This window comes from Neoasaia chiangmaiensis (assembly GCF_002005465.1).
In the GTDB taxonomy this organism is placed as follows: Bacteria; Pseudomonadota; Alphaproteobacteria; order Acetobacterales; family Acetobacteraceae; genus Neoasaia; species Neoasaia chiangmaiensis.
Genome location: NZ_CP014691.1, coordinates 1,740,221 through 1,761,987, shown reverse-complemented (window position 1 = coordinate 1,761,987; position 21,767 = coordinate 1,740,221). Strand labels below are relative to the sequence as shown.

25 protein-coding genes and 1 tRNA gene are annotated in these 21,767 nt (G+C 63.4%); 21 read left to right on the top strand and 5 right to left on the bottom strand.

Annotated features, from left to right (window positions below):
• Positions 1 to 28: 28 nt before the first annotated feature.
• The 3 genes from A0U93_RS08285 to A0U93_RS16575 all read left to right on the top strand — a co-directional run bounded on the left by A0U93_RS08285 (position 29) and on the right by A0U93_RS16575 (position 938).
• Complete coding sequence (locus A0U93_RS08285; protein WP_077806936.1) at positions 29 to 502, top strand: peptidylprolyl isomerase; 474 nt, start codon at positions 29 to 31, stop codon at positions 500 to 502.
• A 58-nt stretch (positions 503 to 560) separates the two neighbouring features.
• Positions 561 to 636, top strand: a tRNA-Lys gene (locus tag A0U93_RS08280).
• Positions 637 to 779: 143 nt separating this feature from the next.
• On the top strand, positions 780 to 938 hold the full coding sequence (locus A0U93_RS16575) for a hypothetical protein (protein WP_211273989.1): 159 nt from the start codon (positions 780 to 782) through the stop codon (positions 936 to 938).
• Between the two features lie 164 nt (positions 939 to 1,102).
• Here the strand turns inward: A0U93_RS16575 and A0U93_RS08275 are convergent, their stop codons facing one another.
• Positions 1,103 to 1,948, bottom strand: coding sequence for an oxidoreductase (locus A0U93_RS08275; RefSeq protein WP_077806935.1), 846 nt, complete (start codon positions 1,946 to 1,948; stop codon positions 1,103 to 1,105).
• A 48-nt stretch (positions 1,949 to 1,996) separates the two neighbouring features.
• Between A0U93_RS08275 and A0U93_RS08270 the strand changes: the two genes are divergently transcribed.
• Both A0U93_RS08270 and A0U93_RS16405 read left to right on the top strand, forming a co-directional pair.
• Positions 1,997 to 2,641, top strand: a complete 645-nt coding sequence (locus tag A0U93_RS08270; RefSeq protein WP_077806934.1) for a TetR/AcrR family transcriptional regulator — start codon at positions 1,997 to 1,999, stop codon at positions 2,639 to 2,641.
• A gap of 88 nt (positions 2,642 to 2,729) precedes the next feature.
• Positions 2,730 to 2,897 (top strand): hypothetical protein, encoded by a 168-nt coding sequence (locus A0U93_RS16405; protein ID WP_169852721.1) that lies wholly within the window; start codon positions 2,730 to 2,732, stop codon positions 2,895 to 2,897.
• Positions 2,898 to 2,953: 56 nt separating this feature from the next.
• Here the strand turns inward: A0U93_RS16405 and A0U93_RS08265 are convergent, their stop codons facing one another.
• The 3 genes from A0U93_RS08265 to A0U93_RS08255 are packed head-to-tail and all read right to left on the bottom strand — an operon-like array spanning position 2,954 to position 8,924.
• The gene (locus A0U93_RS08265; RefSeq protein ID WP_077806933.1) at positions 2,954 to 4,573 is read right to left on the bottom strand and encodes an efflux transporter outer membrane subunit; all 1,620 of its coding nucleotides are present in this window, start codon (positions 4,571 to 4,573) and stop codon (positions 2,954 to 2,956) included.
• Entirely contained in the window at positions 4,570 to 5,751 is a 1,182-nt protein-coding gene (locus A0U93_RS08260) for an efflux RND transporter periplasmic adaptor subunit (protein WP_077806932.1), read from the bottom strand. Before A0U93_RS08260 ends, A0U93_RS08265 begins: the two co-directional genes overlap by 4 nt.
• Positions 5,751 to 8,924 (bottom strand): efflux RND transporter permease subunit, encoded by a 3,174-nt coding sequence (locus tag A0U93_RS08255; protein ID WP_077806931.1) that lies wholly within the window; start codon positions 8,922 to 8,924, stop codon positions 5,751 to 5,753. The genes A0U93_RS08260 and A0U93_RS08255 overlap by 1 nt, the downstream gene beginning before the upstream one ends.
• Positions 8,925 to 8,957: 33 nt before the next feature.
• Here A0U93_RS08255 and A0U93_RS16170 point away from each other — a divergent pair, with 33 nt between their 5' ends.
• Complete coding sequence (locus tag A0U93_RS16170) at positions 8,958 to 9,296, top strand: hypothetical protein (RefSeq protein ID WP_147151023.1); 339 nt, start codon at positions 8,958 to 8,960, stop codon at positions 9,294 to 9,296.
• 172 nt (positions 9,297 to 9,468) lie between these two features.
• On the opposite strand, the gene A0U93_RS08250 is transcribed toward A0U93_RS16170, so the two are convergent.
• Entirely contained in the window at positions 9,469 to 9,861 is a 393-nt protein-coding gene (locus tag A0U93_RS08250; protein ID WP_077806930.1) for a helix-turn-helix domain-containing protein, read from the bottom strand.
• Positions 9,862 to 9,962: 101 nt separating this feature from the next.
• On the opposite strand from A0U93_RS08250, the gene A0U93_RS08245 reads away from it, so the two are divergent.
• From A0U93_RS08245 to A0U93_RS08175, 15 genes are all read left to right on the top strand, one after another.
• Positions 9,963 to 10,256 (top strand): hypothetical protein, encoded by a 294-nt coding sequence (locus A0U93_RS08245; RefSeq protein WP_077806929.1) that lies wholly within the window; start codon positions 9,963 to 9,965, stop codon positions 10,254 to 10,256.
• A 40-nt stretch (positions 10,257 to 10,296) separates the two neighbouring features.
• The gene (locus A0U93_RS08240; RefSeq protein WP_245824778.1) at positions 10,297 to 10,845 is read left to right on the top strand and encodes a hypothetical protein; all 549 of its coding nucleotides are present in this window, start codon (positions 10,297 to 10,299) and stop codon (positions 10,843 to 10,845) included.
• 109 nt (positions 10,846 to 10,954) lie between these two features.
• Entirely contained in the window at positions 10,955 to 11,350 is a 396-nt protein-coding gene (locus A0U93_RS08235) for a hypothetical protein (RefSeq protein WP_147151021.1), read from the top strand.
• 36 nt (positions 11,351 to 11,386) lie between these two features.
• Positions 11,387 to 11,830 carry a hypothetical protein gene (locus A0U93_RS08230; RefSeq protein ID WP_077806927.1) on the top strand — a complete coding sequence of 148 codons (444 nt, stop codon included), beginning with the start codon at positions 11,387 to 11,389 and terminating at the stop codon, positions 11,828 to 11,830.
• Positions 11,814 to 13,121: a phage terminase large subunit gene (locus tag A0U93_RS08225; protein ID WP_174807258.1), complete on the top strand. Its 1,308-nt coding sequence runs from the start codon at positions 11,814 to 11,816 to the stop codon at positions 13,119 to 13,121. Before A0U93_RS08230 ends, A0U93_RS08225 begins: the two co-directional genes overlap by 17 nt.
• Before the next feature lie 48 nt (positions 13,122 to 13,169).
• A complete protein-coding gene (locus A0U93_RS08220) occupies positions 13,170 to 14,615 on the top strand; it encodes a phage portal protein (RefSeq protein WP_077806926.1) in 1,446 nt (481 codons plus the stop codon).
• Positions 14,612 to 15,046, top strand: coding sequence for a phage scaffolding protein (locus A0U93_RS08215; RefSeq protein WP_077806925.1), 435 nt, complete (start codon positions 14,612 to 14,614; stop codon positions 15,044 to 15,046). The genes A0U93_RS08220 and A0U93_RS08215 overlap by 4 nt, the downstream gene beginning before the upstream one ends.
• A gap of 69 nt (positions 15,047 to 15,115) precedes the next feature.
• Positions 15,116 to 16,495 carry a DUF4043 domain-containing protein gene (locus A0U93_RS08210; protein ID WP_077806924.1) on the top strand — a complete coding sequence of 460 codons (1,380 nt, stop codon included), beginning with the start codon at positions 15,116 to 15,118 and terminating at the stop codon, positions 16,493 to 16,495.
• A 17-nt stretch (positions 16,496 to 16,512) separates the two neighbouring features.
• Complete coding sequence (locus A0U93_RS08205; protein ID WP_077806923.1) at positions 16,513 to 16,914, top strand: hypothetical protein; 402 nt, start codon at positions 16,513 to 16,515, stop codon at positions 16,912 to 16,914.
• A gap of 24 nt (positions 16,915 to 16,938) precedes the next feature.
• A complete protein-coding gene (locus tag A0U93_RS08200; RefSeq protein WP_077806922.1) occupies positions 16,939 to 17,532 on the top strand; it encodes a hypothetical protein in 594 nt (197 codons plus the stop codon).
• Between the two features lie 6 nt (positions 17,533 to 17,538).
• Entirely contained in the window at positions 17,539 to 18,498 is a 960-nt protein-coding gene (locus A0U93_RS08195; protein ID WP_077806921.1) for a hypothetical protein, read from the top strand.
• A 41-nt stretch (positions 18,499 to 18,539) separates the two neighbouring features.
• A complete protein-coding gene (locus A0U93_RS08190) occupies positions 18,540 to 20,024 on the top strand; it encodes a phage tail sheath protein (protein WP_077806920.1) in 1,485 nt (494 codons plus the stop codon).
• A gap of 2 nt (positions 20,025 to 20,026) precedes the next feature.
• Positions 20,027 to 20,452, top strand: a complete 426-nt coding sequence (locus A0U93_RS08185; RefSeq protein ID WP_077806919.1) for a hypothetical protein — start codon at positions 20,027 to 20,029, stop codon at positions 20,450 to 20,452.
• A complete protein-coding gene (locus A0U93_RS08180) occupies positions 20,449 to 20,784 on the top strand; it encodes a hypothetical protein (RefSeq protein ID WP_077806918.1) in 336 nt (111 codons plus the stop codon). Before A0U93_RS08185 ends, A0U93_RS08180 begins: the two co-directional genes overlap by 4 nt.
• A 183-nt stretch (positions 20,785 to 20,967) precedes the next feature.
• Entirely contained in the window at positions 20,968 to 21,756 is a 789-nt protein-coding gene (locus A0U93_RS08175) for a hypothetical protein (protein ID WP_077806917.1), read from the top strand.
• The last annotated feature ends 11 nt before the right edge of the window (positions 21,757 to 21,767 follow it).

Sequence of the window (21,767 nt, the reverse complement as noted above, 5' to 3'; positions counted from 1 at the left end):
CCTGTTTTGTTTGAAGGTTGATATTGCGATGTCCGAGACAGCAGATCGTCTGGTGATGAAGCTCAAGACGGGTGATGTGGTAATCAAGCTGCGTCCCGATCTGGCGCCGCTGGCGGCGGAGCGTCTGCGCACGTTGTCCGCGCAGGGCTTTTATGACGGGGTGAAGTTTCATCGCGTGATCGAAGGGTTCATGGCGCAGGGTGGCGATCCGAGCGGCACCGGCACGGGTGGCAGCGACCTGCCGGACCTGAAGGCGGAGTTCACGCGTGAGGCGAAGTTCGAGCGTGGTACGCTGGGCATGGCGCGCACGATGAATCCGGATTCGGCGAACAGCCAGTTTTTCATCATGTTCGAGAAGGTGCCGTCGCTCGACGGGCAGTACACCATTGCGGGCGAGGTGGTCGAAGGCATGGAGCATATCGACCAGATCAAGCGTGGATCGGGTTCGTCGGGCATGGTGAAGGACCCGGACGTGATCGTGTCCATGCGTCCCGAGGCCTGATTATCTGCGCTTTGTCGGTTGACGTGGCGGGGCCTGTGCGATACCGAGGCCCCGCGTTGAACCGGTAGCTCAGCCGGTAGAGCATTCGACTTTTAATCGAATGGTCGTGGGTTCGAGTCCCACCCGGTTCACCACGGCATTCTGCTTTCCCTGATTTCCAGATATTTTGCGGCCTGTCGGGATTGAGGCGATCCACGATGTGGCCTGCGGTTGTCCTGATGAGATGCCATCGGGATCGATTGCGTGTTTGTCTCGCAACTATCGTGCGTGATCTGGCTTGAGTCTTCTCACCATGGAGGCCGACATGCCGGAACCCAAGAATCCTGCCTCGCCTGATAATGACAAACCTTTCGAGCCGTATCCCGATACCAGTCCGCAGCAGGATGAGGCGCCGGAGAAGGGGAATGAACCGGATAATGGAAAAACCGGGCAATAGGGTGCCGTGCCGGATTGCTTTCCGTGAGGGGAGCCGGTGGCCGACCTGATTGATCGTTGGTGATTGATTTAGGGATGCCGCGCGTGAGCGGGTGGCTGTTTCCCGGATGGTGTTTTGCGAAGCGTGATGCCCGCTGAAGCTGGGCATCACGCTTTTTTTGTCTGTCAGGTTGGGAAGCCGGTCGAGCGGGAGAGGTCGTTCCAGCGGGTGATGTCGTCCTGCATGGCGTTGAGTTTTGCCGTGACGAGATCGAGTGCGTCTTCGCCGAGGAAGAGGCGCGTTGGTGGATTGTCGGCAGCGAGGAGTTGCAGCAGGGCCTGTGCGGCGCGTGCGGGATCGCCGGGCTGGTTGCCGCTTTTGGCCTGCCGGGCGGCGCGCAGGGGGGTCATGACGGTGTCGTAGTCCGGGATGCTGCGGGGTGAGCGGTCCATCGAGCGTCCGGCCCAGTCCGTGCGGAACTGTCCGGGTGCGAGGGCGGTGATGTGGATGTTGAAGGGGGCGACTTCCTTGCCCAGGGCTTCCGAGATGCCTTCGAGGGCGAATTTACTGCCGCAATAGAAGCTCAGGCCGGGCATGGTGATGAAGCCGCCCATTGAGGTGACGTTGATGATGCGGCCACGCCGCTGTTCGCGCATGCCGGGCAGGACGGCCTGCATCATGGCCACCGCGCCGAAGACGTTGGCGTCGAATTGCCGGCGCAGGTCATCGAGCGAGGATTCCTCGAGCGCGCCTTCGTGGCCGTAGCCGGCGTTGTTGACGAGGGCGTCGATGGGGCCGAGCGTATGTTGCAGGTGGGTGATTGTTCGCGGGATGGTGTCGAAGGCGGTGACGTCGAGTTCGACGGCGTGGGCGCGTTCGGGTGCGAGGGCTTTGAAGCTTTCGGCATCCTGCGGGCGGCGGACCGTGCCGATCACGCGGTGGCCGGCGGCGAGGGCGGCGGTTGCGAAGGCGCGGCCGAGGCCGGAACTGACGCCGGTGATGAGGATGGTCAGGGAGGATGTATCGGACATGGTTTCTGGTTTCGTGACGTTGAAATTATATCATGATATAAAAACGGCATGACGAATATCAAGTCAATTTCCGCGCATGGTCGTGTGGCGACGCGTGACCGGATTCTGGATGCTGCCGAGCAGTTGCTTCGTTCCGGTGAGACGGCGGATTTTTCCATGCGGGATCTGGCTGGTGCGGCGGGGGTCAGCTTTGCGACGCCGTTCAATTATTTCGGGTCCAAGGCGGCGATCATGCAGGCGTTGTCGGCGCGGCGTATCGGGGAGATGGAGCGGCGTTGCGCGGCGATGACGATGCCGGGCGATGCGGTGGGCGATGCGGCGGCGTGCGTGTTGTCGGCGGTTGGCGTGGCGGTTGCGGTTCTGCTGGAGGAGCCTGTGGTTAACCGGCATGTCATTGGGTCGTTGGGCGGACCGCAGGTGGAGGTTGGGCATGTCGCCGAGCGATCGCGGGCGTTGTGGGCGGCGGCGCTGGGGGATTTCGATGGGGTGCGGCCGGCGCTGATGGCGGTCGCGCGGGCGCATTTGCCGGATTATCTCGCGTTGGGTTTTCGTGGTTGCATCTCGTTCTGGGTGGCGGGGGAGATTGGCGATGCGGATTTGCCGGGGCGGGCGCGGGCGATGGCGGCGGCGGTGTTGCTGGGTTTTGTGCGGGATGAGGGGCGCGCAGGGCTACTGACGGCCATTGGGTTGTGAGGGGCCTGCGTTTTTTGCGGTCGTTCCCTTTTTCCTGTCGTCTTCGGGGGAGGCGGTGCGGCATGATGGGGCGAAGGAGAATGATGCGATGACGAAGCGGGTGCGGGCGCGTTTTTTGCTGGGGATCGTGGCGGCGGCGCTGCTGGTATCCTGCGGGCCGGATTATGGCGAGACGGGATCGCGGCAGTTCCGGGGCGACGGGTTCGGGAATGTGGGGTTTGGCAAGGGCAGCTACGGCTATGACGGGCCGGGTTGAGGCTGCGGCCGATGTGCGGGCCTGAATGGGAAAAGGCGGCCGGGAGGCCGCCTTTTTTATGGCATCGTGTTGGTGTTGATGGGGCGTAACTGTTGGCCGGTGGCGGCTGCCGGGGTTGTTGGCGCCGGGTTGGCGAGGTTTTCGAAATTCTCCGGGTGTTGGGAGATATCGACGCCGCCGACCGGGGCCGGGTGGTGGAGACTGTCGTATTGCAGCGGGTCCATGGACAGGGTCTGGTCCATCGTCGGCAGGGATTTGACGTTCCAGCCGCCGCCGAGGGCGCGGATCAGGTTCACATCGGCCTGATAGAGGCGGGTTGCGATCTCGATCTGGTGGATGCGGGTTTCCAGCGTCTGGACCTGGGCGAAGATGGCTTCCAGATAGGTGCCGACGCCGCCCTGATAGAGGGTCATGGTCATTTGCTGGGTGGCCAGCGTGGCGTCCACGGCTTTTTCGAGCGCCTGGTTTTCCTTGTTCAGGCGATCGGTGCGGGACAGGCCGTCTTCGACTTCGCGGAAGGCGGCGAGGACTGTGCCGCGGTATTCGTCGCGCGTTTCGCGATAGGCGGACCAGGAGCGTTGCAGTTCGGCGCGACGCAGGCCGCCTTCGAAGATCGGCAGTTCGAAGGACGCGCCGTAGGTCCATAGCGAGTTGGCGAGATTGGCGAGGTCGAAGCCGTTCTGGGCGAAGCCGCCGCCGGCCATGATCGAGACGTGGGGGTAGAAGGCGGCGCGGGCGATGCCGATTTCGCGGTTGGCCTGGGCCATGTTGCGTTCGGCGGAGGCGATGTCCGGACGGCGTTGCAGCAGTTCGGAGGGCAGGCCGGTGGGGATATGGGGCTGGGAGAAGCCCATGACCTGGGTCGGGGCGATATGGAAGCTGGAGGGTGCGGCGTTGGTGAGCACGGCGATGGCGTGCTCCGTGACCTCGCGGGCGGCTTCGATATCGAGTTCCGAGGCCTGCGTGCTGTAGAGTTGCGCCTGGGCGCGGGCCACGTCGAGGCGTGGCGCGGCCTGGTTCTGCAGCTGGTTCTGCGTGATTTGCAGGGCTTTCTGGTAGTAGCCGATCGATTGTTTGTAGATGGCGATCTGGGCGTCGTAGCCGCGCAGTTCGACGTAGTCCGAGGCCAGTTCGGCTTGCAGGCTGAGGCGGGACATTGCGAAGTCGGCAGCTTTCTGCTGCGCGTATTGCTTGCGCTCGCGGACGTGGTTGCGGATTTCCGACCAGAAGTCCGGCTCCCAGTTGGCGAGGCCGTGATATTCCTCGTCCGTCTCGGTGATGTTGCCCTTGTAGCGGAACAGGCGATCGGCGGACTGTTTGTTATCGGTTGCGCCGGCGCCCAGCCCGAAATGCGGCAGCAGGGCGGAGCGTGCCTTCACGACGAGGGCGCGGGCCTGGATGAAGCGTTCGGCGGCGGCCTGCAGGTCCGGGTTTTCGGATGTCAGTCTGGCTTCCATGTCGTTCAGCAGCGGGTCGCGCAGGACGGTCCACCAGTTGGTGGGGAGCACGTTGTCGGCGGGCGTTGCCGGCTGGAATGGGGCCTGTCCGTGCCAGCTTGCCGGGACGACGAAGGTGGGCGGGTGGTAGGCGGGGGCGAGATCGCAGGCGGAGAGGCCCAGCACGGAGAGTGCCGAGCCGCAGGCCAGGATGCCGCGCCGGAGGGATGGCAGGGTCATTTCGAATCACCGAATCCGGATTGGTTGTAGCCGCGTTCGGGCTGGACGACGTTGACCTTGTCGCCTTCCAGCAGGTCGGCGGGCGGGTTGTCGATGACGCGGTCTTCCGGTGTGATGCCGCCCTGGATTTCGGTTGAGCTGTCGGCCATGCGACCGACGACGACGTGTTTGTAATGCACGTGGCTGTCGGATGTGAGGGTTGCGACCTGCATGCCCTTTTCCTGGAAGACGAGGGCGCTGGAGGGCAGTTCGTAGAGGTGCGAATGTTCGTTGTTGGCCTTCAGCGCGACGGAGGCGAAGGTGCCGGGCCAGAGTTCCTGATTGGCGTTGTCCATCGTGAATTCGGTGATGGCGGTGCGGGTGTTGGGGTCGAAGCCGCGTGCGGTGGTCAGGAACTGGGCCGTGAATTTGCGGTCCGGGTATTGGGGGACGCTGACTTCGGCGGTGATGTCGGGTTGCAGGACGTAGGCGAAGACTTCCGGCACCGAGACGAACAGGCGCAGGCGGTGGGTGTCGGCCACGGTGAAGAGTTCCGATGCGCCGCCGGTGGCGTTGAGGTTGCCGCCGCCGCTGCTGACGTAGTCGCCCACGCTGACGCCGCGTGCGGTGACGATGCCATCGAACGGGGCGACGATGGTCTTGAACTTCTCCAGGGCTTCGAAGTGGTCGACATTGCGCTGGGCGGCGTCGACTTCAGCCTTGGCGGATTGTTCGTTGGCATTGGAGACCGACACCGACTGTCCGGAGACGGATTGCGAGCGGCCCATGGCGCGCCAGCGTTCGGCGGTGACGGAGGCGAGGTTGTATTTTGCCATGACGGAGGCGAGGTCGGCCTTGGCCTGGGCGTATTGTGCGTCCAGGGCGGGGGCGTTGATCTCGGCCAGCACGTCGCCGGCTTTCACGTGGGCGCCGTAGTCCTTGTACCACATTTTCACGTAGCCGGAGACCTGTGGGTAGATCGGGGCCTGGTACCAGGCGTCGATCGTGCCGGGCAGGTTGAGGGCGACTTTCGAAGGCGATTGTCTGGGCGTGATGAGGGACACGTCCGGGACGGCGTTGGTGTCCGTCTCCGCGGCGAGGGTGGCGGCGGCGTGGGTTTTCTCCACGACGATGAAACCGACGTAGAGCGCGAGGATGCAGCCTCCCGCAACGGCGATGAGTTTAGGGGAGGTGGCCATCAGATGACTTCCTTCTGACGCGAAGAGCGGTTGTGGAGGATAGCGTAGACACAGGGGACGAACAGCAGCGTGGAGATCGTGGCGACGATCAGGCCGCCGATGACGGCCTTGCCGAGCGGTGCGTTCGTGGAGTTGGAGGTGGCCATCGGCACCATGCCGACGATCATGGCGAGTGCTGTCATGATGACGGGGCGGATGCGGCCGAAGCCGGCCTCGACGGCGGCTTTCAGCGCGTCTCCGTGGATTTCGATCCGTTCACGGGCGAAGGAGACCACGAGGATGGAGTTGGCCGTTGCCGTGCCCATGCACATGATGGCGCCGGTGAGGGCCGGGACCGACAGGCGGGTACCGGTCAGGAACAGTGCCCATGCGATGCCGGCGAGAGCGCCTGGCAGGGCGGTGATGATGATGAACGGGTCCAGCCAGGACTGGAAGTTCACCACGATGAGCAGGTAGATCAGCACGACGGAGACGGCGAGGCCGAAGACGAGCTGGCTGTAGGCGCTGTGCATTGTGGTGGCCTGGCCGTGCACGGTGACGTCCGAGCTGCGCGGCACGTTCTTGTGGTCGCGGGCGAGGACATCGTTGACGCCGTTGAGGACGGAGCCGAGGTCCGTGCCTTCGGCGGAGACGTAGATGTCGATCTCCGACATGGAGTTGAAGTGGGAGACCTCGCCCGGGGTGCCGGTGGCGAGGACGTCCGCGATGGCGCCCAGGAGCTGGGTCTGGTCCGTCGGGTCGCCGTCGCCCTTGTCCACCGGGATCGTGTAGAGGTCGTTGAGGTGGGTGAGCTGGTCCTGCGACGTATAGACGTTTAGCGGGAAGGTGACGTTGTCTTCCGGGTCGAGCCAGAACTGCGGGTCCACGACGGAGGAGCCGGAGAGGGTCAGCAGTTCGTTGGTGGCGAGATCGTTTTCGGTGATGCCGGTGGCCTGGCTGAAGGTTCGGTTGCCGTTCACCATGAGGGTTGGTGTTTCCATCGTCTGCTGGATGGTGACGTCGGCGGCGCCGGGCACGCGGCGGATCTGGCCGATGATGTGCTTGGCGTAGCCGTAGTTGTCCGATGCGCTGGGGCCGGCGATCTGGATGTCGATCGGCGAGGGCGAGCCGAAGTTCAGGATCTTGGCGGTCAGGTCGGCGGGCTGGAAGGTGAAGACCGTGCCGGGGAAGCGCGCGGAGAGATCCTTGCGCAGCAGGGCGCGGTAGTTCCAGACGGGTGACTGTTCATCCTTCAGGGCGATCGTGAGATCGCAGTCCTGCGTGCCGATCGTGGGTGTCGGCATGAAGGCCTGGTTATGCGGGCCTTCGGGCAGGCCGCAGTTGGAGATGATGTTGTCGACCTTGTTCGGGAGGTCCTGACGGATGCGGTCGTCCACCAGCGCGGCGATGCGGCCTGCGACCTCGATACGGGTGCCGAGCGGGGCGCGGAAATGCATTTGCAGGGCGCCGGATTTCGTTTCCGGGAAGAAGTCGCGGCCTGCGAAGGCGTAGAGTGTCAGGGAGGCCAGCGAGCAGAGCAGGAAGATGCCGACGAACATGCCGCGCCGTTCGATGCAGCGGGTGAGGACGTTGTTGTAGCCGTCACGGAAGTTGTTGAAGCGGATTTCGAAGCCTTGCTGGAAGCGGCCGAAGAAGCCGCGTTTCGGGGCGTGGATGGCTTCGTGTTCGTGGCCGTGTTCGCCGGTATGGACGTGGCCGGCGAGCAGGTATTTCGCCATGGTGGGCACGAGGGTTCGCGACAGGATGAACGAGGCGATCATCGCGAAGATGATGGCTTCGGCCATGGGCATGAACAGGAAGCCGGAGACGCCGCTGAGTTCGAACAGGGGCAGCCACACGATGCAGATGCAGGTGGTGGAGACGAAGGTCGGGATGACGATCTGGTTGGCGGCATCGATGATGGCGAGTTCGAGGTCCTTGCCCATTTCGAGATGGGTATCGATGTTCTCGATCATGACGGTGGCGTCATCGACCAGGATGCCGACGGCGAGCGCGAGGCCGCCGAGGGTCATGACGTTGATCGACTGGCCGGCCCAGCCCAGCCCGATGACCGAGCACAGGATGGCGAGGGGGATGGAGGTGGCGATGATGACGGTCGAGCGCCACGAGCCGAGGAAGAGCAGGACCACGATGCCGGTCAGGATGGCGGCGGTGATCATTTCCTGCACGACGTCCTTGATCTGGTCCTTCACCATGACGGAGGCGTCCGTCAGGATCGAGACGTTGACGTCCGGCGGGAGGATGGCGCGCAGGCGGGGCAGCAGGGCCTTGGTGGCGGAGACGACGTCCAGCGTGGAGGCGGTGCCGCCTTTCTGGGTAATCATCTCGACGCCCTGGCGGCCTTTGACGAGGACCAGGTTGGTCTGTGGATGGCCGCCGCGATACACTTCCGCGACGTCGCGGATGTAGATCACGGCGTTGCCGACGCGTTTGACCGGGATGTTGGCGATGTCGTCCATCGATTCGGGGGCGGCGTTGGTCTGCACCATCCAGTCGGTCTGGTCGATCTTCTGGTCGCCGGCGGGGAGGACGATGTTCTGGTCGCGCATGGCCTGCTGCACGTCCGCGGCCGAGAGGTGGTGGGCGCGGAGCTGGTCCTGGTTCAGCGCGATCATCACGAAGCTGTCCATGCCGCCGTTCGGGTGGGCGACGACGGCGCCGGGGACGGTGGCGAGCAGCGGGCGGATGGCGATGACGCCGAGTTTGAACAGGTCGGACGGCGTTTGTTTCTGCGATGTGACCTGTAGGGCGATGACGGGAACCTGCGAGGGGTTCAGGGCCATGATCATCGGTGCGGGCACTTTGGGGGGCAGGCCGAGGAGGACGGTCTGGGAGATGGCCGTGACCTCGGCTTCCGCCGTGCCGACGTTGGTGCCGGGCTGGAAGTAGATGTTGACGATCGAACGCCCGTAATAGGAGTTCGACTCCATATGTTCGATACCCTGGACCGTTGTGGTGACGGCCAGTTCGAAGTTGTAGGTGATGCGGCCGGCGAACTGGTCCGGCAGCAGGCCCGGATAGGTCCAGACGACGGCGACGACCGGCACGTTGATGTTGGGGAAGACGTCCGTCGGGGTTTTGAAGATCGACATGATGCCGAACATCAGGATGAGAATCGACAGAACGACGAATGTCAGCGGGCGCCGGAGCGCTGTAACGACGATGGCGTTCATTGGTGACGGTGTCCGTGATTACATGAGGATTTCATGTATGGTCTTACCCCTTGCTGCGAATGGGAAATTACGTTCGCAGCTTCATGTTCTGTTGATGTGATTCTCAGGGTGCCGTTCCGGAAACGGCGGTGGTTTTACTTTGATGTGCAGAAGTTTGGACGCAAATCTACCGCCGCAGACACACAATGTCGCATAAATGTTGTTTTATATTATGGCGTTGTCGTAACGCTGGCGGGAACCTTTGCCGGGAAGGCGCAAACTGTGTGTCGGGCATTGGCAAATAGCCATATTTGCAACTTGACTCCATGGCACAGTGCCATTAATAAAACGTTAATCGCGGAAAATGCCTTATCGATTTTTCGTGATGAATGAATGGCTAACATCTGATTAGAAGAGCAGGGGCTGCGGAAAGTGAAACGACATGCAACACCATGTTCCAAGTTTAGTTCTTGTTTTGTTCTTGATTTTGGAACGATGAAGCGTTAGATGTTGGTCAGGCGATTGGGGGGAGTGTGATCCCAGATGGGTATCGAAGACGGTTCGTTCAGTGGAGGTCCCCATTTGGTCTCTTGGTCGGCGCAGGCATGTCGAAAGGCGTGTTTTTGCCCGTGTGAGGCGCCTTGTCTTGCTGCTGGAGCACCAACTCTGGGTGCAGGGCGGCCAGTCGCAGGGCCAGTTCCTCGTCCGTTCGTCCGTTCAGAACGCCTTTTAGAAGGAAATCGGTCGAGACGCGGAGGCGGTTCGACAAAGCGGCAATGAGGAAGACGCTGGGCGCGCGGTCTCCCTTCTCGATCTTGTTCAGCGTCGATGCGTCGACGCCGAGCAGGCGGGCGCACTCGCTTTGGTTGGGCATGACGAGTTCTCTTGCCCAGGAGATTCGCATGCCGATGGCACGCTGAAGCGTGGCGAGGGAGTCAGGACGCTTGTGTTTGGCCATATGGCATTCATAGCAATGGCTTTATGCCAAATCCAGCATGAAGTTTTGTTTAAGGTATTGGCATTTTGCCACTTTTTGGCGGTTGGGTGGAGTTGAGGGCGATGGGCTCGAGAAATGTGAGAACCGGGACTGGCCGCGTATCGGCCGAAGCGGTGGCGGCGTTGCTGGCGGCGGATTGGTTGCTGGCGGTCAGGCGGGAGGGACGGGCCCTGACGAATCGGCCGCCGGCCTGCGAGCGGGAGAGCGCCGAGCCGTTGCCGGCGGGGCATCCGGTCAGTTGGTCGGCGCTGTGGGGGACGGATGAAGCGGCCCGGCGACCGGTGCCGCGTTTCCCCGGGCTGCCGCCGATCGGGGCGCTGGAGGCGCGTCGTTCCCGGCTGGATAACGAGGGTTGAGGACGGGGTTCGATTTTTACGTCGGGCGGGGGATGGTTTGATGATGACATTGCGGGATGATCGATGTGAAGCGCCCGGGACGTCGCCGGTCGGGACGTCGCCGGTCGAGACGTCGCCGGTTGGGCCGACGCCGGAGCGGCGGCGGCGGGATGTGTTTCGCCAGGCGGGTGATGCGCTGAGGGTGCTGGGGACGGTGCAGGTTTTGCGCGATGCCGGTGATATCGGCGACGACGAGGTGACGGCGGCGGATCGTTGGAACCGCGAATATGTGTTCGCCACGTTGGGTGTCGTGGATCGTCCGATCCAGGTTCGTGACGATTCGGTGCGTGGTGATGTGCATACGTGGATGTTGAGCCGTGGCAAGTGTGCGGCGCGGGTGAGTGAGATACGCGAGACGTTGGGGCTTGGGGCGCATGTGCGTCTGGAGATGATGCTGGGGCGTGAGATGTCGTTCTCTGCGATGGCGCGGCATCTTTATCCGGATCTTTCGGAGGCGCGGGCCCGGATGAAGGTTTCGGCGCAATGCGCTTTCCTGCTGGAGCAGTTGGCATATTTTTATCGTAATGCGCAGAAAAAAAGGAAAACATAGAAATTGCTCTTGATTTATGCGCTCTGATAAAGTATAGATTCATCATAATGAAATACATATGAAAGCCGCCTCGCAAGGGCGGCTTTTTTTATGTCTGGAGACGTGGGTTATGTCGAATACGGATGATCTTGCTGTGGGAGATATCATATTTTCGACCAAGCAGTACATGATGATTATTTCTGTTGACGGTCGATATCTGACGGCGTGTCCTTTTGTGCCGGAAGGCGAGTTGCGACATCGGGCGGATATGGCGTTGGCGTGGTTCGAGCTGGCCGAGGCGGGATTGCCGCATGCGGATATGCGGTTGCGTACGATTCCGTGCCGACGGGAGAAGCGCGGGATCAGGCGGATTGGTTGTGTGGCGGAAGGTGTGTGGCGTCGGGCGCTGATGGCTTCGGCGCGGGAGGCGCATATGCGGCGGCGCGAGGTGGGGTCGTTCGGCGGGCCTGTGTCGCGGGCTGGCGTTGCCGGGCGGGAGAGTGTGCCGCGCGCCATGATGTTTTGAACGGCAGGACGACGAGGGCTCGGAGAGGTAGGGAGCATGGAGGCGGGACAGACGGCGGGTGAGCGGTTGCGTGCGTCGTGGGTGCGGCGGGCGAAACGGATTTTTCTGGATCATCTGGCGTTGACGGCGAATGTGACGGCGTCCGCGCGGGTTGCGGGTGTGGTGCGCGGCACGATTTATCTGTGGCGCGAGACGGACGAGGATTTTGCGCGGGGCTGGGCGGATGCGCTGGAGGCGGCTGTCGACGCGCTGGAAGGCGAGGCGCGGCGGCGGGCATTGAGCGGTTATGAGGAGCCGGTTCTGTCGGGTGGGAAGCTGGTTGTCGACGATCATGGATCGCCGATGATGCGGCGTCGTTACAGCGATGGGTTGATGCGTTTTCTGCTTCGGGCGCATCGGCCGTCGCTGTTCCGGGATGTGCCGCGCGAGGGTGACAAGGCGGTGACGATCAGGATCGGGCGGGATGACGACGCCCTTTAGGCTGAACGCGGCGCAGGTTGAGGCGAACCGTCTGTTGGGTGGTGAGGCGCGGCATATACTCCTGCGTGGCGGGTCGCGTTCGGGGAAGACGTTTGTCCTGCTGCGGGCGCTGGTCGTGCGGGCGTTGAAGGCGCCGGGGAGTCGGCATGGTGTTTTCCGCTTCCGGCTGACGGCGCTCAGGAGCACGATCCTGCGCGATACGTTTCCGAAGGTGATGAGGCTTTGTTTTCCGGCGGTCCGGTATCGGTTCGACCGGCAGGATTGCGTTGTGGCGTTCGGGAACGGATCGTCGATTTATTTTGGCGGTCTGGACGATGCGCAACGGACCGAGAAAATCCTGGGGCTGGAATTTGCGACGGTTTATCTGAATGAGGCAAGCCAGATCAGTTTCGGTGCGCGGAATATGTTGTTGACGCGACTGGCGCAGCGTTGCGGGCTGGTGGTGCGGGAATATATCGATGCCAATCCGCCTGCAACGGACCATTGGCTTTACGGATTGTTCGAGATGGGTATCGATCCGAAATCCGGAGAGCCGCTGAAGGATCGATCGGCGTATGCGACGATGATCCTGAATCCCGGGACGAACCGGGAGAATCTGAGCGAGGATTATCTCGCGCGTCTTGAAACGCTGCCGGAACGTGAACGGCGGCGTTTTTTATTGGGGGAATATCAGGCGGCTGTCGATGGGGCGTTGTGGCGACTAGAGATTTTCCAGCGTCGACCTGAAGTGACGGCGATGACGCGCGAGGATGTGGCGCGGCGCATGCGGCGGATTGTCGTGGCGGTGGATCCTTCCGGGGCATCCGGGCCGGACGATGTGCGGTCCGATGAGATTGGCATTGTGGTGTGCGGTGTGGATGCGGAGGGTCTGGGGCATGTTCTGGAGGATGCGTCCGTTCGGGAAGGGCCGGCGGGTTGGGCGGCGCGGGCGTTGAAGGCGTTCGACGAATGGGGCGCCGAGCGGATTATCGCGGAGCGCAATTTCGGCGGTGCGCTGGTGGAGGCGACCATTCGCAGCGTCCGGGCGCAGGCCGCGGTGAAGACGGTGTCGGCGGCGCGCGGCAAGGTGGCGCGGGCGGAGCCGGTGGCGGCACTTTATGAGACGGGGCGGGTTTTCCATCATGGTCGGTTCGTGGCGCTTGAGGATCAGCTTTGTCGCTTTTCGGTGCAGGGTTATCGCGGCGCGCGGTCGCCTGACCGGGCGGATGCGTTGGTCTGGGGGTTGAGCACCTTGATGCTGGAGGCGCGCCCGGCGGCGGCCTGGGGGGAGAACATGATTTTCGCGCGCTGAGGGCGGCGGGGTCGCATATTTTTCGTTCTTTGACATTGGGATGATCGAATGGATTGGCTGTCGTTGCAGCGCCAGTATGCGACGCCGCCGGGTTTGCCGGCGCGGGCGGGGCGGTTGCTGTCGCTGTCGCGTGTTCTGTGGGGCACGCAATATGATGTCTTGCCGAATCCGTTCGCGCGCGAGCGATCCGGAGCGGGTGAATATATTCCGTTATCGCAACGCAGGCCGTCGGTTCGGACGAATTTATGTCGGACGGTGGTCGATGAGTCGGTTTCGCTGTTGTTCGGCGATACGCATTGGCCGTCGGTTGTCTGTTCGGACGGGCGGACGGCGACGTGCCTGACGGATTTCGCGCGTGATGTCGGATTGGCGTCGTTGATGACGGATGCGGCGATACGGGGGTCGGTCGGGTCGGTGGCGATCCTGTTCGAGGTTGCCGGGCATGTGCCGCGTCTTTCCGTTCTGGACACGGCGTATCTGACGCCGCGCTGGGATGCGTTGCGAGGCACGTTGTGCGAGGTGGTCGAACGATATCAGGTGCAGGGTCGGGATCTGGCGGCGCAGGGTTATGCGATCGCGCCGGACACGCTGGGGGCCTGGTTCTGGTGGCAGCGTGTCTGGACGGACGATGAGTGCATTGTTTTTCGTCCTTCGGCGGTCGGGGAGGTTGCCGAGGGGCGGGATGCGGCGCGGTCGGTTCGGCATGGGCTTGGTTTCGTGCCGATTGTCTGGATCCGTAATCTGGCCTCTGGCGGGATGGGTGAGCCGGATGGGGAGTGTACGTTCGAGCGGGCGATCGATACGGTGATCGAGGCGGATTACCTGCTGTCCCAGGCGGGGCGGGGTTTGAAATACGGTTCCGATCCGACGCTGGTGTTGAAGACGGGTGGTTTTTCGGATGGTGCCGTGCGGCAGGGGGGTGCGGCTTCGGCGCTGACCCTGCCGCCGGAGGGTGATGCGAAGTTGCTGGAGATCAACGGCAATGCGGCCGGGGCTGTGCTTTCGCATTACCGGGAGTTGCGTCAGCTGGTTCTGGAGCAGTTGCATGGCAATCGGGCGCATGGCGACCGGGTGAGTGCCGGGCAATCGGGGCGGGCGATGGAGATGATGTGCCAGCCGTTGATCTGGCTGGCGGATCGGCTGCGGCATGCCTATGGCGAGGGCGGACTGTTGCCGCTCTATCGGATGGTGTGCCGGTTTTCCGCCGCTCTGGACGGTGGGTTGCGGCTTGGTGGGGTGTTGGTCCGGGATCTGGATCCGGGTGGCCTGTCGCTGCACTGGCCGCCGTGGTTTGCGCCGTCCGAGCCGGAATTGCTGTCTCTGGCGCAGGGGCTGGTTGCGGCCTGGCGGGGCGGCATTTTGAGTCGTGAGACGGCGGCGCGTCTTTACGCGAATGCGACGGGCAATCCCGACCCGGCGGCGGAATGGCGACGGGTTTGTGCGTCCATGCCCGAGGGGGCGGTGATGGACGATGAGCGGGGTGAGAATGAATGAGTGACGATGTGGAGGCCTTGCGCCAGTTCCTGACGGCGGCGCAGGCGGAACTGGCGAGCATGCGTGAGGCGCATGAGGCGGCGATGACCCGTTTGCAGGCGGAGAACGATCAGGTGCTCATCGCATCGGCGTTGCGGGCGGAGGCGATGCGGCTGGGGGCGCATAATCCGGACGATGTGGTGCGGTTGATGGACCGTGGCGATGTGGTGCGGGGGGAGGATGGGCAGGTGACTGGCGCGTCGGCGGCGCTGGAGCGTGTGCGGCGGGAGCGCGGTTATCTGTTTGCGGCGCAGGTGGTGCCGGGGACGGCGAGCGGCAGCACGATCGGGGCGGTGGCGCCGCGGCCGGGCGAGGCGGCGCCGTTCGATGCGCGCAAGGCGACGGATGCGGATTATGCCGCGCGGAAATGGCAGTTGCTGGCCGGAAAATAATTTCGGTTTTTGATTTTTGACCGGCCGACAGGTCGGGTGTTCTTTTATAATTAAATCGGAACGAAACATATGGGTATCGAAAATTTCCCGGTTCAGCTTCAGGCGGCGATCCAGCAGGGTTTTCTGGCGCGTGAGTTCGAGAACGGGTTGCGCTCGCGTCTTGGTTTTCGGCAGGTGGCGGATCGGGAGGTTTTTCCCAATGCCATCGGTGAGACGCTGACCAAGACGCGCAAGAGCCTGAAGGCGCCGGTGACGACGCCGATGTTGCTGAGTGGGAATACGAATTTCGATAATGGGCTGTCGCCGAGTGGCTGGTCCGTCGAGCAATATACGCTGTCGATCAACCAGTATGGCGATACGATCGATCTGAACATGGTGACGTCGGGCGTGGGGATTGCCTCGCAGTTTCTGGCGAACGCGAGCACGAACGGCATTCAGGCGATGCAGTCGCTCGACCGGTTGGCGCGCAATACGCTGTTTGGCGGTGCGGCGAATGGTGTTGGCGGGTATCTGGGTGGCAACACGCGGGTGACGGCGACGCTGGGTTCGGCGGGGAGTGCGGTTTCGGTCGATGATGTGCGGGGTTTCCAGAACGTCATCGAGAATGGGCAGGTGAGGGGTGTCGGGGCCAGCGCGGGCATGACGGTGACCGTGGGCTCTGGCGTTTATACGCTTGTGGCGGTCGTGGCGGATGCGACGAATGTCTCCACCGCGCCGGGGGGTGTTTCCGGACAGTTGACGTTCGACGGATCGGTTTCCGTTTCTGACGGCACCGAGGGCAATGCGGTCGTGGCGGCGACGGCGCCGCTGGTTTTGCGTCCGAACGGGCGTTTGACGACGGCTGCGTTGCAGACGGCGAGTGCGGCCGGGGCGGCGGATACGCTGGGTATCCAGAATGTTCTGGCGGGCGTTGCGGCGTTGCGGCGCAACAACGTGCCGATGATCGATGGTGCGTATCACTGTTATCTGGACGATTTGCAGTTGCTGTCGCTCTTCCGGGATGCGGATTTCAAATATCTGTATCGGGGGGCTTATGGTTCGGAGGAATATCGTTCGGGTCAGGTGATCGAGCTTCTGGGCGTGCGTTTCATTCCGACGACGGAGGCGCCGCAGCAGGCGTCGCTGGGTGCGGGGACGATCCATCGTGCGTTGTTGCTGGGGCAGGGGGCGCTGATCGAGGGCGATTGTGCGTGTGTCGGGCATTCGGACATTCCGGATGCGGATCGTGCGCTGATCGAGATGGTTGATGGTGTGGCGATGGTGACGCGGGAGCCGCTGGATCGTCTGCGGCAGATCATTGCGCAGTCCTGGTACTGGATCGGTGGATTTGCGTTGCCGACGGATGTGACGGCGGATGCGGCGATTATTCCGACGGCGACGAATGCCTATCTGAAGCGTGGCGTGGTGATCGAGAGTCTGGGGACTGACGCGCTGGGGCTGGTGAATTAAAAAGAGGGAGTGACGGCGTGTCCGGGACGGTGGGTTTTTCGGATGCGCCGCTGGCGGAAGCGGAGAAGACGGATCTGCGCCGCTTTTGCGGTTATCCGGCGATCGGTGCTGCGGCCAGCGGCGAGGGTTCGTGGCGGTTTTTTACGGCTTATGGTTCGTTCGAATGGCGGATGAACAATCTGTCCGTCAGTGAACTGGTGCAGACGCGGCAATATCTTTCCCAGATTTATCCGCTGGAGACGGCTTTGCTGAATGTTTCGGCCGGTCTGGATACGGCCGAGGCGGCGGTGTGGCGGCGCAATCCGGACGAGATGCGGGAGCGGGCGGCATTGTTCGCGATGTGGCGCCGACGGTTATGTGGCTTTCTGGGCGTGCCGGCGGGGCCGGATCTGGGCGATGTTTCCCGGGTTGTGATCTGAGATGGTGGCGGGAGTGGATCTGGCATGGACGCCACGACGATCGGGCAGCGGGTATCGGCGGGGTTTGGGCGGGCGGCCGCGCATCTCGGGGTAGCGGGGGTGCAGTATCGGCCTTCCGATGCGCTGTCGCCGATGGGCGCGGTGCATGCGACGCCCATGATGGCGTTCGATACGGCGGATTTCGGTTTTTCGAAACCGGCGGTCTGGGGTGTGCCGTCTCGTTATGCGTTGCTGGATACGGGTGATGTGCGGGCCGGGGATATCCTGACATGTGGCGCGGATGATTATTTCGTGGCGCGCGTGGAGGCGATGCGACCGCCGTTTTGCATTTTGTGCAACCGGGTTGTTTCGGTCAGTGGCGTGGCGGGGACGGCTGGGCTGGTCGTGGCGGGTTGTCCGGCGTCGATAGGGCTGAAGTCGCGTGGGGAAAGCGAGGGCAGCGGGATGCCGGGGTCGTTGCGGCCGGGGCAGTTCGCGATGTTCCTGCCGCTGCTGCCGGGCGTGGCGCTGTTGCCGTATATGACGGTGACGACGGATCTGGGCACGTCCTACACGATGAATGCGGTGGAGACGTCGGATTTCGGTTTTCGGTGCACTATTTCGCTACAGCAGGTGTGAGGGGCGATGACGGATGTTTCGCATGTCTCGCTGGCGCTGGCCTATCGTTGCGCGGGGCTGATCTATCCCGATGGCATGGCGGCGCCGTCGGTGACCGGGCGGCAAACGATCGTTCGACGCGGGGGGCTTTTGCCGAGCGATCTGTTTTCGGCGCAATCGGTTCGCAACAGTGTGGATTACGTCACGGTGGCGGCGTCGATGGACGGTTATCGGGCGTGTCCCGAGCCGTTGGGGCGCCCGTGGTCCGTGGGGCGGCGGATTGCGCCGACGGTGGGGGTGTCGTGCAGTGGCGCGGTGGCGACGGTGAGTGTGCCGTTGTCGGGGGTGATCTGCGGCGTTGTCGGGTTGCGGTGGTCGGGCGGTTCGGCGGTTTCGGCGACGGCGGCCTATGCGGCGTCCGGCGGTGAGACGGCGGCTGATATTGCGGCGGGTCTGGCGCAGGGGTTGTCCGGTGCGCGTGCGGAAGGGGGGCGGGTCATTGTGCCGTCCGGTTGTCTGGACGGGCAGGTGGCGGGTTATGGCGAGTCCTTTCGGGTGACGCGTCGGCAGAGCCAGCGGTTGCGTGTCTCGATCTGGACGACGAGTGCGGCGGCCCGGGATTTGCTGGGTGGTGTTCTGGATACCTCCCTGGCGGCATTGAGCTGGTTGCCGATGGTGGATGGCGGGCAGGCGCAGCTGTCGTTCGAGGGGGCGGGCGATGTCGATAACATGCAGACGCAGGCGGTTTATCGGCGGGACATGGTGTTCCGGACGGTATTCGACACGCGCCAGACGGCATGGTCGGCGCAGATGATGTTCGGTGTGGGCGATGTTGCCGGTCCGGGCTGGGATGTCGGTTTTGGCGATGCGATGGCGCGACCGGCGGGGCAGGGCGATGTGGCGGCGTTGGCGGCGCAGGGGATGGGGCCGGTCGATGCCTATCCGGGTTTGACGATTGATGCGTTCGGGACCGTGCAGGCGGTCTGAATGAATTTTTGCGCAATGGCGCAGGGCAATAAGGAAATTCGATGTCGCGTATTTATCAGGCGGGGGCGCTGAATACGACGGCGCTGACCGTGCCGGATTTGTATGTGCAGATCGCGCAGCCGCAGTCGCTGACGTTATCGGGCGCATCTTCCGGGGTGATGGGAATTGTCGGCACGGCGGCCTGGGGGCCGGTCGGGATGCCGGTGCCGGTCGGGAGCATGGGCGATTATCGTGCGGCGTTCGGGGCGAAGCAGGCGCTGGCGACGGATGCGGGTCTGGCGGTCGATATCGCGCTGATGCAGGGCGCGCGTGCTTTTCGCGTGGTGCGTGTCACGGACGGGACGGACAAGGCGGCGGTTGGCGGGCTTGGCGGTGTGACGCTGACGGCTGTCTGCACGGGTTCGGCGGGGAACCGGATCGTTGCGACGGTGAGTGCGACGGGGCAGGGTTTTGCGCTGGTTGTCTCGCATCCTGTTCTGGGTGTGATGACGTATGCGGGGGCGAACTGGGTGGCGTTGGCCGCGGCGGTGACGGCGGATGGTTCGGCGTTGGTGACGGTGGCGTTGCCGGATGACGTGCCGGCGCTGGTGGCGGGATCGGTGACGCTGGCGGGTGGCGTGGATGGTGGTGTGCCGTCGACGGCGGCGTTCGTCGGGAGCGATGCGATTCCGCGCACCGGCATGTATGCGCTGCGTGGGCAGGGATGTTCGCTGGCGGTGTTGCATGGCGTGACGGATGCGTCCTGCTGGACGGTGCAGGCGGCGTTCGGTCTGGGCGAAGGCATTTACATGATGGCCTGTGGCCCGGCGGGCGACACGCTGGGCAATGCGGTGTCCGCCAAGGCGGCGTCCGGTCTTGATTCCTACGTCGTCAAGGTGATGTTCGGCGACTGGATCTGGTGGAACGACGACACCAATGGCCTGATGCTGGTGAGTCCGCAGGCTTTCGCGGCGGGTATTCTGGCGGCGCTGTCGCCGGAGCGTTCGAGTCTGAACAAGCCGCTGGCGGGGATTGTCGGCAGCCAGAAGGCGGGGTTGAGCGGCGGGAGTGCCGCGTATTCGACGGCGGATCTGGCTGTGCTGTTCGAGGCCGGGATCGATGTGATCTGCAATCCGGCGCCGGGGGGTGCGTATTGGGCCGTGCGTTGCGGGCATAATTCTTCCGGCAATGTAGCGGTTTGTGGGGATAATTATACACGGCTGACCAATTATCTGGCGCGGTCGCTGGCGGGCGGCATGGGTTCCTATGTTGGCAGTGTGATTAACGACACGTTGTTTGGCGATATTCGCGCGACGCTGCTGGGATTTTTGTCGTCCCTGCTTTCGCAGGGGATTCTGGGTGTGACGGATGGTGTCCTGCCGTATGCGGTGGTGTGCGATTCCAGCAATAACAGTGCCGGGCGGATCGCGCTGGGTTATGTGCAGGCGGATATTCAGGTTCGCTATCAGGGCATCAACGAGAAATTCATCGTGAACTTGCAGGGTGGCACGTCCGTGAGCGTGGCGACGTCGAGCGGGAGCGTCTGAATATGGTCAATCCGTATAGTATCGGGCGGGATTGCCGCATCACCTTGCTGTGGAACGGACAGCGGGTGGATTTGCGGGATGTGACCGGGTTCCAGGCGCTGCAGCTGACGCGGGTGCAGCGGGCGGAGCCTTTGAATGGCGTGCCGGTGGAGTTCAATACGCCTAACGGGTGGCGGGGCACGTTTTCGGTCGCGCGGGCGAATGCGAATCTGGACAATCTGGTGGCGGCGGTCGAGGCGGCGTTCTGGAATGCCGGGACGATCGGGAGTGGGACGATCTATCAGTATGTCAGCGAGCCGGACGGTACGACGAGCACGTGGGAATATGCGGGTGTGTCGATGACGCTGGAGACCGATCGCTGGCAGGCGGAGGGGATGGTCCATCACAATGTGCATTTCTTCGCATCGACGCGGGTGAAGATTTCATGAGCGGGTTGCCGGGTGAGATTGCGACGGCGGCGGGGCGTCGTCTGACGCTGCGCGAGATCGATCCGGGCGATATGCTGGATCTGATCGAGGCGGCGGGGTCGGCCATGAACGGGGCTTCGGCCTCGGCGTGGTTGAGTTATGCGCAGATGGTGTGTTCCGTCACGGCGATCGACGGTGTGCCGGTGCAGATGCCGGCGAGCAAGGCTGAAGTGAAGGAACTGGCGCGGCGGATCGGGAATGATGGTGTGGCCGTGCTGCATCCGCTGTTCGGCGATGAAGCGGACGGACACGCGGCGCACGGGAACGAAACGGCGCGTTCGGCAAAAAACTGAGTCGGCACCCCCTGTTCCGGGAGATGTTGTATCTGCTCCGCCATGGGGTGCCTTGGGAGGTCATGCGCGGTTGGTCCACGGCCAGGCGCATGGCGGCTTGTGTTGCGATCGCCGAGCAGGATGGCGCTGTGTTCGATTGGGGAACGATGCGATATCGTTCCGAATAGCGGGGAGTTCCGGTTGATGCGGATGGTGACTGTGCCGGGTCGTCGGCTGGAATGGCTTGTACGTTTGCAGCGCTTGCGTGGGTGGGATGTGGTTCCCGGCAGGCGTGTTGCGGCGGGGTTCGTGGCCGCGGCATCGGCGAAGGATGGTTCGGCAATATCCGGCCATCGCGGGGCAATGGGTCGGGCGGCGACGGCTGTGTGGCGGAGGGCTGAGCGGGCGGCCGCGGAGGCGGCGACGCTTCGTGTCCCGCAGCGTGTTGCCGGATGTCCGAGTCCTGTTGTTGCCGGGCGGCGGGCGGTGTTTGCGCGCGTTGCGGTTGGCGGCGCGGTTCGGCGTTTTGTGAAGCGGGTGGCGGTGAAAGAGTCGTTGCGGCGGGCGGATTTGCCGGTGGGCGGACGGGATGTCGGGGCGGGAGGATTTGCGCGATCTGTGCCGGTCAGGATGCGGCGGATGGCGGCTTCCGTTCCGGTTTCGCGGATGTGGCGCGGTGCGGTCGGGGCTGTTGCAGTGGCGACCATGGGGCGTTTTTCAGGTCAGGCCGGGGTGGTGCCGCCGCCGGTTTTGGCGCGGCGTGCCAAGGCGGGAAGTGCTGCGAGCGCGGGCGTAGCGGAAGTGTCGGGCGCGGAGATGTTGCAGCGTGCCGATGGCCGTGTGTCTTTCGTGTCTGACGGGGGTGTGGCTGCCGATGTCTGGACGGTTGATCGGCGATTTCGACAGGACGGACGGCTGTCGTTGCGCAGCCGGTCCGGTGGTGTCGATGAACTGGCGCAGGCGCAATATGCGGGTTGCAGTATCGGGTTTTGATCAGCGGGCGA